The sequence below is a fragment of the Micromonospora sp. NBC_01655 genome (assembly GCF_026339755.1).
In the GTDB taxonomy this organism is placed as follows: Bacteria; Actinomycetota; Actinomycetes; order Mycobacteriales; family Micromonosporaceae; genus Micromonospora.
In genome coordinates this window covers 6,606,924-6,619,740 of sequence record NZ_JAPEQF010000001.1, presented here as the reverse complement: position 1 = coordinate 6,619,740, position 12,817 = coordinate 6,606,924, and the positions used below count along the sequence as shown (strand labels likewise).

Annotated in this window: 12 protein-coding genes and 1 tRNA gene; 7 read left to right on the top strand and 6 right to left on the bottom strand. The window is 74.2% G+C overall.

All coding sequences use genetic code 11. From position 1 onward, the window contains the following. Positions 1-28 precede the first annotated feature (28 nt). Together OOK41_RS29115 and OOK41_RS29110 are read left to right on the top strand one after the other, a co-directional pair. Entirely contained in the window at positions 29-598 is a 570-nt protein-coding gene (locus OOK41_RS29115) for a hypothetical protein (RefSeq protein WP_266267420.1), read from the top strand. A 103-nt stretch (positions 599-701) separates the two neighbouring features. Then, entirely contained in the window at positions 702-2,030 is a 1,329-nt protein-coding gene (locus OOK41_RS29110) for an NAD(P)/FAD-dependent oxidoreductase (protein ID WP_117671255.1), read from the top strand. 51 nt (positions 2,031-2,081) lie between these two features. Here OOK41_RS29110 and OOK41_RS29105 read toward each other — a convergent pair whose 3' ends face one another. Next, positions 2,082-3,971 (bottom strand): hypothetical protein, encoded by a 1,890-nt coding sequence (locus OOK41_RS29105; RefSeq protein ID WP_266267419.1) that lies wholly within the window; start codon positions 3,969-3,971, stop codon positions 2,082-2,084. Between the two features lie 101 nt (positions 3,972-4,072). On the opposite strand from OOK41_RS29105, the gene OOK41_RS29100 reads away from it, so the two are divergent. From OOK41_RS29100 to OOK41_RS29090, 3 genes are all read left to right on the top strand, one after another. After that, positions 4,073-4,153, top strand: a tRNA-Leu gene (locus OOK41_RS29100). Positions 4,154-4,273: 120 nt separating this feature from the next. Beyond that, positions 4,274-5,089, top strand: coding sequence for a Bax inhibitor-1/YccA family protein (locus OOK41_RS29095; RefSeq protein WP_117671259.1), 816 nt, complete (start codon positions 4,274-4,276; stop codon positions 5,087-5,089). Between the two features lie 139 nt (positions 5,090-5,228). Then, positions 5,229-5,549 carry a hypothetical protein gene (locus tag OOK41_RS29090; RefSeq protein WP_266267418.1) on the top strand — a complete coding sequence of 107 codons (321 nt, stop codon included), beginning with the start codon at positions 5,229-5,231 and terminating at the stop codon, positions 5,547-5,549. A gap of 45 nt (positions 5,550-5,594) precedes the next feature. Here OOK41_RS29090 and OOK41_RS29085 read toward each other — a convergent pair whose 3' ends face one another. The 3 genes from OOK41_RS29085 to OOK41_RS29075 all read right to left on the bottom strand — a co-directional run bounded on the left by OOK41_RS29085 (position 5,595) and on the right by OOK41_RS29075 (position 8,844). Continuing rightward, the gene (locus OOK41_RS29085) at positions 5,595-6,857 is read right to left on the bottom strand and encodes an acetyl-CoA C-acetyltransferase (RefSeq protein ID WP_117671263.1); all 1,263 of its coding nucleotides are present in this window, start codon (positions 6,855-6,857) and stop codon (positions 5,595-5,597) included. A 107-nt stretch (positions 6,858-6,964) separates the two neighbouring features. Beyond that, positions 6,965-7,795 carry an SGNH/GDSL hydrolase family protein gene (locus tag OOK41_RS29080; RefSeq protein ID WP_117671265.1) on the bottom strand — a complete coding sequence of 277 codons (831 nt, stop codon included), beginning with the start codon at positions 7,793-7,795 and terminating at the stop codon, positions 6,965-6,967. Next, positions 7,792-8,844, bottom strand: coding sequence for an SGNH/GDSL hydrolase family protein (locus OOK41_RS29075; RefSeq protein ID WP_266267416.1), 1,053 nt, complete (start codon positions 8,842-8,844; stop codon positions 7,792-7,794). Before OOK41_RS29075 ends, OOK41_RS29080 begins: the two co-directional genes overlap by 4 nt. A 130-nt stretch (positions 8,845-8,974) precedes the next feature. Here OOK41_RS29075 and OOK41_RS29070 point away from each other — a divergent pair, with 130 nt between their 5' ends. Next, positions 8,975-9,331 (top strand): YkvA family protein, encoded by a 357-nt coding sequence (locus OOK41_RS29070; RefSeq protein WP_117671326.1) that lies wholly within the window; start codon positions 8,975-8,977, stop codon positions 9,329-9,331. A gap of 75 nt (positions 9,332-9,406) precedes the next feature. Next, positions 9,407-10,777: a cystathionine beta-synthase gene (locus tag OOK41_RS29065; RefSeq protein ID WP_266267415.1), complete on the top strand. Its 1,371-nt coding sequence runs from the start codon at positions 9,407-9,409 to the stop codon at positions 10,775-10,777. A gap of 17 nt (positions 10,778-10,794) precedes the next feature. On the opposite strand, the gene OOK41_RS29060 is transcribed toward OOK41_RS29065, so the two are convergent. Beyond that, complete coding sequence (locus OOK41_RS29060; protein WP_266267414.1) at positions 10,795-11,325, bottom strand: GNAT family N-acetyltransferase; 531 nt, start codon at positions 11,323-11,325, stop codon at positions 10,795-10,797. Beyond that, positions 11,322-12,251: a ribonuclease Z gene (locus OOK41_RS29055; protein ID WP_117671273.1), complete on the bottom strand. Its 930-nt coding sequence runs from the start codon at positions 12,249-12,251 to the stop codon at positions 11,322-11,324. The genes OOK41_RS29060 and OOK41_RS29055 overlap by 4 nt, the downstream gene beginning before the upstream one ends. Between the last annotated feature and the right edge of the window lie 566 nt (positions 12,252-12,817).

Genomic DNA, 12,817 nt, shown 5'->3' with positions numbered 1-12,817 from the left:
CGGCCACGGGGACGAAGGGGCGGAACCGGTGAACCCGGTCGAGGTGGTGACGGAACGCGCCCGGGCGGCGCGTTCGGCGGTGGTCCGGGTGAGCCCGGCGCCGCTGCTGGTCCGCGCCGGGATCTTCGGCACGGTGCTGGCCGGCCTGCTGCTGGCGTACCCGGTGCAGGTCCTCACCGGTCGGCCGCTGGCCGCCCTCGCGGTGGTGGCGCTGCTGCCGGCGATCGCGCCGCGCCGCCTCTGGCCGACCTTCGCCGCCCTGGTCACGGTGGGCGGGTGGCTGCTGGCCACCGAGGGGTACGACCGGCCGATCGCGCTGTGGCGGCTGCTGGCCGTGGCGGTGGCGCTCTACCTGGCCCACTCGCTGTGCGCGCTGGCCGCGCTGCTGCCGTACGACGCGGTGGTGGACCCGGAGCTGGTCGTGCGCTGGCTCTCCCGGGCCGGCGGAGTGCTGCTCGCCTCGGCGGCGCTCGGGGTGCTCCTCGTCGAGGTGTCCGGCCTCGGCGCGGACCGCGGCTTCCTCGCCGCGACGGTCGTGGGGCTGCTGGGCGCGGTGGCGCTCAGCGCGCTGCTGGGGTGGCTGTGGCGTCGCAGATAGCGGGACGTTAGAGGTACGTCGCGCAGGTCACAGGTGTTGTGCTCGGTCACAGAAGGGGGTCTCGGACGGGATTAGCCGAGCCGCCCGGGGAAAGATAGATGACGTGAATCCGAAGCGGATCCTTGTCGTCGGTGCCGGGCATGTCGGTCTCTATGCCGCCCTGCGCCTGTCGAAGAAGCTCTCCTCGCGTGAGGCTGAGGTCATCGTCGTCGACCCGCAGCCCCACATGACGTACCAGCCGTTCCTCCCGGAGGCGGCGGCGGGCAACATCTCCCCCCGGCACTCCGTGGTGCCGCTGCGGCGGGAGTTGCGCCGGTGCAAGGTGGTGGCGGGTACGGTCACGCGGATCGAGCACGACCGCAAGGTGGCCACGGTGCAGCCGATCAGCGGCCCGACCACCGAGATCGCCTACGACCACGTGGTCGTGGCCCCCGGCGCGGTCTCCCGGACGCTGCCGATCCCCGGCCTGCACGAGCACGGCATCGGCTTCAAGACCATCGGCGAGGCCATCTACCTGCGCAACCACGTGCTGGACCGGCTCGACGTGGCCGCCGCCACGCCGGATCCGGACGTCCGGCGCAGCGCGTTGACGTTCACCTTCGTCGGCGGCGGGTACGCGGGCATCGAGGCGCTGGCCGAGATGGAGGACATGGCCCGGGACGCCCTGCGCTACTACCCGGAGCTGAAGCCGGAGGACATGCGCTGGGTGCTGGTCGAGGCGACCCAGCGGGTGCTGCCCGAGGTCGATCGGGACATGGGCGCCTACACGGTGCAGCAGCTGCTGAAGCGGAACATGGACATCCGGCTGGACACCCGCCTGGAGTCCTGCGTCGACGGGGTGGTGAAGCTCTCCGACGGCGACAGCTTCCGCTCCGACACGATCGTCTGGACGGCCGGCGTCAAGCCGTCGCCGATGCTCGACGCGACCGACTTCCCGCGCGACGAGCGTCGCCGGGTCACCTGCCTGCCGACGCTCCAGGTCGTCGACGGTGACCGGGTGGTCGAGGGCGCGTGGAGCGCCGGCGACTGCGCGGCGGTGCCGGACCTGACCAAGGAGCCGGGCAACTTCTGCTCGCCGAGCGCCCAGCACGCGGTGCGCCAGGCCGCCCGGATGGCCGACAACATCGCGAACGTGGTCCGCGGGCGCGAGCCGGTGGACTACAAGCACAAGCACGCGGGCAGCGTGGCGAGCCTCGGCCTGTACAAGGGCGTGGCCCAGGTGTACGGCATCAAGATGACCGGCTGGCCGGCGTGGTTCATGCACCGGACGTACCACATGAGCCGGATTCCCTCGTTCAACCGCAAGGTCCGGGTCGTGGTCGACTGGTCGCTGGCGTTCTTCCTCAAGCGCGAGGTGGTCGCCCTGGGCCAGTTGCACGACCCGCGCGAGGAGTTCGTCGAGGCGTCCCAGCCGATCACCCCCCGCGTCTGAGCCCGTACGAAGAGGGCCCCCTCGCCGAGGGGGCCCTCTTCGTACGCAACCTCAGACCCGCCACACCCAGGCGTCGGCGATCCGGGTGGACGGGCCGTAGAGCTGGTCCAGGACGGCCCGCAGGTCGTCGGCGCGGGGCGTGCCCTCGGCCAGCGCGAAGCAGGACGCGCCCCAGCGGTCGGCGTCCCGGGCGGCCTGCTGGCGCTCCGCGTCGCCGACCACGGGCTGGCCGCCCCGCTGCGCCACGTCCGTGAGCAGGGCCGACGTGGGCCGCTTCCAGGTGCCCATGGCGGCCGTGTCGCCCCGGCCGTACGGGCCGATGAAGAAGCCCTCCGGCATGCCGAAGGCCGCGTCCGCCGCGGTCGCCCAGCGCATCGGCCACGGATCCTTCGGGGTGGGCAGCGGCACCGGCACCAGCACCCCGCCGGGGCGGACGCACTCCCGCCAGTGGCCGCCGGTGACGAACTCCGGCAGGGCCGGCCGCTCGGCGGTGGGCAGCGGTGCCGGCAGGACCGGCAGCAGCGCGACCCCGACCGCCGCCGGGACCAGCCGGCGGGCCGCCCCGGTGCCGCGCAGCGCCCGGTCCACGGCCAGCACCAGCAGCGTCGCGGTCACCGGGAGCACCGCCAGGGCGAACCGCATCGGCAGCGCCCCGTCGACCACCGGCAGGCCACCGAGCAGGGCGTACGGGCCGGGGACGGTGGTCCGGTCGCCGCCGAGGACCACGTCCGGGCCGAGCGAGAGCGCGCCCATCGCCAGCGCCCCCGCCGCGCAGGCGATCACCAGCGGGCGGCGGCCCAGCCAGACCGCGCAGCCGACGGTGACCACCAGCAGCGGCCAGCCGAGGAAGGTGTTGTATTCGGCCGGACCGGTGGTGAGCCGGGCCGCCTCGTCACTGCCCACCACCGACAGCGGGGAGACGGTCCACCAACTGCTCAGGTCGGCCGAGAAGTAGTGCGGGCTGAACATCCCGTCCGCGACGCCCAACGGGCCGGCGAACTGGAACCACAGCGGGTACCCCAGCACCAGCAGGGCCAGCCCGGCGGCGACCAGCATCCCGCCGGCGAAGCCGGGCAGCGCCCGGCGCAGCAGCGCCCGGTCGGCCAGGGCGTACGCGACCGCCATCACCAGCAGCGTCACCGCGCAGAGGAAGAGCACCTCCTCGCCGACGAAGACCTGGACGCTGACCGCGGCGGCCAGGCCGACGGCGGAGGTGAGCATGCGGCGCCGGTCCGGACCCGTCCCGCCCGCGTCGCTCGCGTCGCCCGCCCGGCCCCGGGGGCGGCCGACCCGGTGGCCCACCCGGCCCAGCGGGTCGGCGGCGCGCAGCAGCCGGACCACCAGCCAGATGATCACCGGGACCAGCCACTGCGCGGTCATGTGCAGGTGGCTGTTGGTCTGCGAGATCATTCCTGGGCCGAAGCCGCACAGCCCGGCGCCGAGCGCGGCGGCGGCCCGGCGGGCCCGGAGGACCCGGGTGAACAGCAGGTACCAGGCGAGCGCGGTGCCGGCCAGGTTGAGCGCCGCGAGCAGGGCGAAGGTGACCGGCGCGCCCAACAGCAGGGTCACCGGGGCGAAGAGCACGCCGAGGGCGATGACCGTGGTGTTGGCCATCAGGTTCACCCCGTCCGGGGCGTTCAGCCGGTCGGTGAGCAGACCGAAGTCGCCGAGCAGGGCGCGCGAGTCGACGGCCAGGAACCACTCGTACAGGGCCTGGTCCTCCGGGTTGAGCGCCAGCACCCGGCCGGCGGGGTCCGGCCACAGGCCGTGGGTGAGCCAGCCCGCGAGGGCCGCGAAGAGCAGCCCGACGAGCAGGTCGGCCCGGTGTCTGGCGGCGGCGTCCCCGAGCCTGGCCCACCGGGAACCGGCCGGAGCCGGGGCATCGGAACGGAGTGCCTGGTCGGGGGCGGCGTCGGGGGCCGTGGGGGCTGCGCTGCTCACGCCTCGACCCTAGTGCGGCAGCGGAAACGGAGTACGCCGGGTCGTCGCGGACCCGCTACGGTGACACTGCACCGATGTGTGTCGACGCGTCGGCGTACCCCGCCCGGGTGGTGGAACGGCAGACACGGCCGCCTTAAAAGCGGCTGCCGCAAGGCGTGCGGGTTCGACCCCCGCCCCGGGCACCCCGCCTCTCAGCTTCTTCACAGCTCCTGCCTCGCTCGGTGATCTCCACGGCGTCGATCGTGGCGTTTACCCTTGAAGGGCACGTTCACGTGCGACGACCCCCTGAGGGAGGCCAGACAGTGAAGACTTCGAACCCGGTGCTCGCCCGACTCGGCCAGGCGGCCGAGCGGGAACGCGCCACCGGGTACGCCCCAACCGGGCCCTACGGGCAGCCCGGCTATCCCCAGCAGTACCCGGGCGCGACCGGATACCCGGCCGCGCCGCCCACCGTGACGCCGATGTCCATCGACGACGTGGTGGTCAAGACCGTCACGCTCCTCGGCATCCTCGGCGTGTCCGCCGCGGCGGCCTGGGTGCTCGTGCCGGACTCGCTGCTCGGCGTCGCCTGGATCGGCGCGGCAGTGGTCGGCCTGGTGCTCGGCCTGATCATCTCGTTCTCCCGGATGGCGAACCCGGCGCTGGTCGTCGCGTACTCCGTCGTCGAGGGCGTCTTCGTCGGCATGGTGAGCAAGGCCTTCAACTCGCTCTACGACGGCATCGTGCTCCAGGCCGTGGTGGCCAGCTTCGGCGTGTTCTTCCTGATGGCCATGCTGTACAAGGCACGGGTCATCCGGGCGACGCCGAAGTTCGTCCGCGGCATGGTCGCGGCGATGGTCGGTCTCTTCGCGGTGATGCTGATCAACCTGGTGCTGTCGCTGTTCGGCGTCAACACGGGCCTGCGTGACGGCAGCCCGCTGGCGATCGGCTTCAGCCTGGTCTGCATCGTGGTCGCGTCGCTGAGCTTCGTGCTCAGCTTCGCGGAGGTGGAGGAGGGCGTCCGGATGGGCCTGCCCCAGCGCTACTCCTGGACGGCCGCGTTCGGCATCCTGGTCAGCCTGGTCTGGCTCTACATCGAGATCCTGCGCCTGCTGAGCTACTTCCAGGGCGACGACTGACCCGCGTCGCCGACGGCGCCCGCCCCCGCGACCCGCGGCGGCGGGCGCCGTCGTCTGCGGGCCGGCCGCCGCCCGTCGGGCCCGGGCCACGGCGCTTGCCCGTCGCCACCGACCCGGCGGCGGCCCTAGACTCGGCGCGGTGAGCGCAGCGGAACTGGACCGGGCGGTGGGACTGCTGGTCCGTCAGGTCGGGCACTGGCAGCAACCGCGCTGGGCGGCGGTCGCCGGGGGCGGCAACGTGTCCCGGGCCGACCTGGTGCACCGGCTGGTGCAGGAGCTCGCGAACCTCGCCGCCGACGCCGAGGGGCAGCCCCGCCGGGCGGTGCCCCGGCTCGGCAACGACCTCGCCCTGCCCGACCAGCTCCGGGTGGTCGCCGCCGATCTGCTGACCGCAGCCCCGGCCGCCGATCTGCTGGCCCGGGCCGCCGCCGAGGTGACGGCGACCCGCACCGCGCTCTGACCGCCGCCGGGTCCGGTACCCGCCCGGCCCGCCGGTGGACCCGGCTCAGCCGAGGCGTTCGAGGACCATGGCCATGCCCTGACCGCCGCCGACGCACATGGTCTCCAGGCCGACCGACCCGTCGTGCCAGTCCAGGGCGTTGAGCAGGGTGCCGGTGATCCGGGCGCCGGTCATGCCGAACGGGTGGCCGACGGCGATCGCCCCGCCCATCACGTTCAGCTTCTCCTCGGGGATGCCGAGCTGCCGGTAGGAGGGGATCACCTGGGCGGCGAACGCCTCGTTGATCTCGACCAGGTCGACGTCGTCGATGGTCATCCCGGCCCGCGCGAGCGCCTGCCGCGACGCCTCGACCGGGCCGAGGCCCATGATCTCGGGGGACAGGGCGGTGACCCCGGTGGAGACGATCCGGGCCAGCGGGGTGATGCCCAGGTCCCGGGCCCGCTGGGCGCTCATGATCACCACGGCGGCGGCGCCGTCGTTGAGCGGGCAGCAGTTGCCGGCGGTGATCCGGCCGTCGGGGCGGAACACCGGCTTCAGCCCGGCGACCCCCTCCAGGGTGACTCCGGGCCGGGGCCCGTCGTCGGCGCCGACCACGGTGCCGTCGCCAGTGGTGACCGGGGTGATCTCGCGGGCCCAGAAGCCGTCGGCGATCGCCTTCTCGGCCAGGTTCTGGCTGCGCACGCCGAAGGCGTCCATGTCGGCGCGGGTCACGTCGTACACCTGGGCCAGGTTCTCGGCGGTCTGCCCCATGGCCAGGTAGACGTCGGGCAGCTCACCGGACCCGCGCGGGTCCGTCCAGACCTCCGCGCCGCCCTGTCCGCGCCGCGCCGACCGCTCCCGCGCCGCCCCGAAGCTCGGGTTCTCCCAGCCGCCGCCCACCAGCGCCTGCGCCTCGGGCGGCAGCCCGTCGGAGTTGCCCCGGGCGTACCGGGAGACCATCTCGACGCCGGCGGAGACGAACACGTCGCCCTCGCCGGCCCGGATCGCGTGCATCGCCATCCGGGTGGTCTGCAGCGAGGAGGCGCAGTACCGGGTCAGGGTGGCGCCCGGCAGGCCGTCCAGGCCCATCAGGGTGGCGACCACCCGGGCCATGTTGAAGCCCTGCTCGCCGCCGGGCAGGCCGCAGCCCAGGTAGAGGTCGTCGATCTCGGTGGGGTCGAGCTGGGGGACCTTGTCCAGGGCGGCCCGGACGATGGTGGCGGCGAGATCGTCGGGGCGGACGTCGCGCAGCGAACCCTTGTGCGCCCGGCCGATGGGGGACCGGGCGGTGGCGACGATGACGGCGTCGCGGGACGACTCAGTCGGCATGAACCAACGTTAACTTGCCAGTAACTTGGCGGGGAAGCGTCCCGCCCGGCGGGAAATGTCACCCCGGGCCGGCCGCGTCCGGGCCGCCGCGCACCCCGTAGCGCCGGTCAGTGGCGGGAGGCGACGTTCGCCGCGGCGGCGACCGCCGGGATCAGCGCGTGCGCCCAGATCCGGTACCCGTCGGCGGAGGGGTGGAACCCGTCATGGCAGAAGGTGCCGGCGTCGGCCCGGAACACCGGGCCGGTCTCGGCGCCCAGGTCGACCACCGTGCCACCGCCGTCGAGCACGGCGATGGTCTGGGCCCGGGCCACCCGCCGGCCGGACCAGCCGACCACCTGCCGCAGCGGCGGGGCGATCGCGCGGACGGCGCCGAGGTCGGGACAGGTCCCGACGACCACCTCCACCCGCGCCTCGCGCAGCCGCCGCACGGCCGCCCCCAGGTACGCCCCGGCCTCCGCCGGCCGGCGCAGCGCGGTGGCGTCGTTGGCGCCGATCAGGATCACCGCCACGTCGGGGCGCGGGCCGAGCAGCGCCCGGGCCACCTGGGTGGCCAGGTCGGTCGAGCGGGAGCCGGAGACCCCGACGCTGGACAGGTGCACCCGGCGGCCCGCCGGCCCCTCGGCGAGCAGGTTGGCGAGCTGCCCGCCGACGGTGTCGCCCAACCGGCCCACGCCGACCCCGAGGGCGGACGAGTCGCCGAGCAGGACCAGCCGCAGCGGCGGGGCGCCGGCCCGCCCCACCGTGGCGCGCAGGGCCAGCCCCAGCTCCGGCTGGGCGTAGGGGCGGTTGCGGGCGACGAACGCCTCGCCGGCGAGGACGGCCGCGCCGCCGATCGTCCCGGCGATCAGGGACAGGGCCGCGGCCCGGCCCAGCCGGAGCGCGAGTTCCGCGCCCAGGCCCCGGTCACCCGCGCCGTGGCTGCCGCTGTGCTCGGTCATGGCCGTCCCTCCAGGGTGGGTGAGTCGGCGGCCGGGCCGGGGTGCGGCACCGCGCCGACGCCGAAGAAGGCCCGCCGACGCAGCTGCGCCCACCGCCCGGCCGGCCCGCGGTCGCGCCCGCGGACCTGGGTGGCGCTGACCTCCGTGCCCGCGTGCCGGGCCGCCTCCTGGGCGGCCTCCGGCAGCGACCGTACGCCCTCCCCGCGGGCGAGGCCAGGGCGACGGTCCTGCCCGGTACCGAGCGCCGAGAGCACGGTCGGCAGCAGCGCGGCGGCGGCCATCGCGTACCCCTCGGCGGAGGGATGGAACCGGTCCCAGGCGAACATCCTGGTCGGCTCGGCCGCGAACCGGGGACCGAGCAGGTCGCCGAGGGAGACCGTCCAGCCGCCCGCCTCCACCACCGCCATCGTCTGGGCGGCGGCGAGCTGCCGGCTCCACCGCCGGGCCAGCCAGCGCAGCGGCGGCCGGATCGGCTGGATCGCCCCGAGGTCGGGGCAGGTGCCGACCACCACCTCGCAGCCGGCCCCGCGCAGCGCGTGGACCGCGTCGACCAGGTAGCGCACGGCCAGGCCCGCCGGGGTGCGGTTGGTGACGTCGTTGCCGCCGATCAGGATCACCGCGACGTCGGGCAGGCACTCCAGCGCGGACTCCACCTGTGGCTTGAGCCCGGAGGAGATGGCGCCCACCACGGCGAACCGGTGCAGCCGCACCGGACGGTGCAGGCGGCGGGACAGCCCGGTGGCCAGCAGCGAGCCGGGGGTCTCCCGGCGGCGGTGCACCCCGTACCCGGCGGCGGAGGAGTCGCCGAGGATCGCCACGGTCAGCGGCGGGCCGGGAAGCTTCGCGCCGTAGACGCCGTCGCAGCGGGGCGGGGGCGCCTCGGCCATCGGGATGGTCCGGCGGGCCTGCCGGGCCTGGCCGATCAGCACCCCGCCCGTGGCGACGGCGGCAGCGGCGGTGGCGCCCGTGCCGAGCGCCGCCAGGCGGGCGACCCGCCGGGCGCGCCGCCAGCGCGGACCAACCGGTACGACGGAACCAGCGACCCCCATACCGCGACATTATCGCGCCGGCACGACATGCCGCTGTCGTCGTGCTGCCCTCTCCGATGGCTGGGATCCGACGGTTTCGGGTACCACTTGCACCGATACCGCACGCTGTCGGACGGAGAGGGGCGTGGAGATGGGAAAGACACTGAAACGCGGCGCGGCGTTCACGGCGCTGGCCAGGGCGCTGACCGCCGGGGCGCGGGGTGGCCCGTCGCTGGGCGCCCGGCTGAAGGCGCTGCCCCGGATGATCCGGGCCACCACCCGGGGCGAGTACGACGGCGGCCTCCGGCTGGCCCTGATGACCGCGGCGACGGCGTACATCGTCTCGCCGATCGACCTGCTCCCGGAGATCCCGCTGGCGATCTTCGGGCTGGCCGACGACGCGGTCATGGTGACCTGGCTGGCCGGCGCCGTGCTGGCGGAGACCGAACGGTTCCTGGAGTGGGAGACCCGCCGCAGCTCGGTCATCCCGGGGCATGTGACGCCCTGACGGCACGTACCCTGGGCGTCGAATCAACGTCTGCCCGGCCGCCGTCGCCGGAGCCGCAACGGAGGGCACAACGAGGTGCAGTACTACGACAACGTCGTCGAGCTGATCGGCAACACCCCGCTGGTACGGCTGCGCAACGTCACCGAGGGCATCCGGGCGACCGTGCTCGCGAAGGTGGAGTACCTCAACCCGGGCGGTTCGGTGAAGGACCGGATCGCGCTGCGGATGGTCGAGGACGCCGAGGCCGCCGGGATCCTGCGGCCGGGCGGCACCATCGTCGAGCCGACCAGCGGCAACACCGGCGTGGGGCTGGCCCTGGTGGCCCAGCTCAAGGGCTACCGGTGCGTGTTCGTCTGCCCGGACAAGGTCAGCCAGGACAAGCAGGACGTGCTGCGGGCGTACGGCGCGGAGGTGGTGGTCTGCCCGACCGCCGTCGCGCCGGAGGACCCGCGCTCCTACTACAACGTCTCCGACCGGCTGGCCCGGGAGATCCCCGGCGCGTGGAAGCCCGACCAGTACAGCAACCCGGCCAACCCGCGCTCGCACTACGAGACCACCGGCCCGGAGCTGTGGAAGCAGACCGGCGGCGGGCTGACCCACTTCGTGGCCGGGGTGGGCACCGGCGGCACCATCTCCGGCATCGGCCGGTACCTGAAGGAGGCCTCCGACGGGCGGGTGAGGATCGTCGGCGCGGACCCGGAGGGCTCGGTCTACTCCGGCGGCACCGGCCGGCCGTACCTGGTCGAGGGGGTCGGCGAGGACTTCTGGCCCGAGACGTACGACCGGGGCATCACCGACGAGATCGTGGAGGTCTCCGACAAGGCGTCCTTCGAGATGACCCGGCGGCTGGCCCGCGAGGAGGGGCTGCTGGTCGGCGGCTCCTGCGGGATGGCCGTGGTCGCCGCCCTGGAGGTGGCCCGCGCCGCCGGCCCGGACGACGTGGTCGTGGTGCTGCTGCCGGACAGCGGCAAGGGGTACCTGTCGAAGATCTTCAACGACGACTGGATGGCCCGGTACGGCTTCCTGGACAACTCGGGCAGCGAGCCGACCGTTGCCGACGCCCTCGCCGGCAAGCCGGGCAGGCTGCCCGAGCTGGTGCACGTGCACCCGACCGAGACGGTCCGCGACGCCATCGACTACATGCGCGAGTACGGCGTCTCCCAGCTCCCGGTGCTCAAGGCCGAGCCGCCCGTGGTGACCGGCGAGGTGGCCGGCTCGATCGCGGAGAAGGACCTGCTCGATGCCCTGTTCACCGGCCAGGCGCACCTGCACGACATGATCGAGCGGCACATGGCCGACCCGCTGCCGATGATCGGTGGCGGCCAGCCGGTGAGCGAGGCGGTCGCGCTGCTGGAGAAGTCCGACGCGGCGCTGGTGCTGGTGGACGGCAAGCCCAAGGGCGTGCTGACCCGGCAGGACCTGCTCGCCCACCTCGGTGCCCACTGAGCACCCAGCAGCGGCGGCTACCTCGGGGTGACCACCTTTTCAATCTCGCGGGCGTAGCGGAGCTGGGGGGTGCGGGTGGTGCCGATGTGCTCGTCGCGGCACTCCCCGGTGGGGTGCCAGCCGCCGCGCTCGTAGAACCGGCGGGCCCGGGCGTTGCGCTCCAGCACCCACAGCACCGCCCGGCGCCAGCCCCGGCCGCGCATGGTGGCCAGCGCGTCCACCATCAGCGCCCGGCCGGTGCCCCGGCCCCGCTCGTCCGGGTCGAGGTGAATGGCGTTGAGCAGGCCGGTCGCCGGGTCGTCCTGGTCGTCCGGGCCGAGGTAGCTGAACCCCACCAGCCGGCCGTCCCGCTCTGCCACGGTCATCAGGTTGGTGTCCCGCTCCCACGTCCAGCGCTCGGCCCAGTACGCCCCCATCGCCTCCGGCGTCGGGTCGGCCAGCGCCGCCGCCGGCAGGAACGACGAGTACGCCGCCACTCGGGACCGCTGGTGCAGCGCCCCCACCGGGCGCAGGTCGTCGACGGTCGCGTGGCGCAGGGTGATCGTCACCCGCCCGAGGCTACCCGCCGGGGCGGCACCGGCACGGTGGTCAGGTCCTCGGCGACCACCAGCTCGCCGGCGAAGTGCTCCCGGGCCTCGTCGGCGAAGCGCCGGGCGTCGGCGTACCGCTGGGAGAAGTGGGTGAGCACCAGTGTGCGTACCCCCGACTCGGCCGCCACCCGGGCGGCCTGGCCGGCCGTGAGGTGCCCGACCTCGGCGGCGAGCGCGGCCTCCGACGCCAGGAACGTCGACTCGATGACCAGCAGGTCGGCGTGCTCGGCGAGGGCGTACACCCCGTCGCAGAGCCCGGTGTCCATGACGAAGGCGAACCGCTGCCCCGGCCGGGTCACGCTCACCTCGTCCCGGCTGACGCGGCGTCCGCCGACCTCCAGGTGGCCGGCGCGGAGCAACTCCCCGACGGCCGGTCCCGCGATGCCGTACGCGGCCAGCCGCTCCGGCAGCATCCGGCAGCCGTCCGGCTCGACCAGCCGGTAGCCGTACGTCTCGATCGGGTGCCGCAGCCGGCGGGCCTCCAGCGTGCCGGCGCGCAGGGCGATCCGCTGCCCGTCGGCGGTGATCGGCTCGACGGCCAGCTCGGCGGTCTCGTGGAAGCTCGACGCGTGCCGCAGCCGGGCGAAGTACTCGGCGCCGCCGGCCGGGAAGTGCACCGCCACCGGGCGCGGGACCCGGTCCAGGGAGAGCCGCTGGATGGTGCCGGGCAGGCCGAGGCAGTGGTCGCCGTGGAAGTGGGTGACGCAGATCCGGGTCAGGTCGGTGGCGGTGACGCCGGTGTGCAGGAGCTGCCGCTGGCTGCCCTCGCCCGGGTCGAACAGGATCACCTCGTCGTCCCAGCGCAGCACGTACCCGTTGTGGTTGCGCGCCCGGGTCGGCGCCTGGCTGGCCGTCCCGAGCACCACCAGCTCACGCATGGACAAAGCGGCCTCCCCGGCTGAGCTGACCGGTCCGGCTCCGCCGGACATGAAGCGACCCCCGGGGCTTCCGTGCTCGCGCACGGGCCGGCTGGACTGGGCCGGCACCCCGGGGGTCGGGTGGCTTTCGTGGTTTCGCCGCACCGCTGCCACACGGTCTCGACGATGGTGCATTTGCCCGCCTCATGGCGGGCGAGTTTTCACTGTCGAGGACAGCGGCTAGCGGACAGCCACCTCACGAGTCCGATTGCTATACAAGTCTGGACCACCTCCTTTCCCGTGTACGACCACGCTATCCACTTCCCTGGGGTGGCGGCAACGGATTTCGATCACAGGGCCGGAAGGGCGGCGACCGTTCGTGCCGGCGTCCCTGGTCAGGAGGTAGTTGTGCGGACGCTTTGGAGCTGAGTCGTCTACGACATCACGCGTCCGGCGCCCGATCCGTCCACGGCATCACGCGCCCGGCGCCCCGATCCGTCCACGACACGCGCCCGGCGCCCGATCCGTCCACGACATCACGCGCCCGGCACCCGATCCGTCCACGACATCAGCTCCAAAGGGAGCCGACGAGG

Coding starts and splice junctions, on each gene's coding strand:
- OOK41_RS29085 (WP_117671263.1), bottom strand. CDS start 6,857: ATGCCGACTGAGTCGTCCCGCGACGCCGTCATCGTCGCCACCGCCCGG.
- OOK41_RS29080 (WP_117671265.1), bottom strand. CDS start 7,795: ATGACCGAGCACAGCGGCAGCCACGGCGCGGGTGACCGGGGCCTGGGC.
- OOK41_RS29075 (WP_266267416.1), bottom strand. CDS start 8,844: ATGGGGGTCGCTGGTTCCGTCGTACCGGTTGGTCCGCGCTGGCGGCGC.
- OOK41_RS29070 (WP_117671326.1), top strand. CDS start 8,975: ATGGGAAAGACACTGAAACGCGGCGCGGCGTTCACGGCGCTGGCCAGG.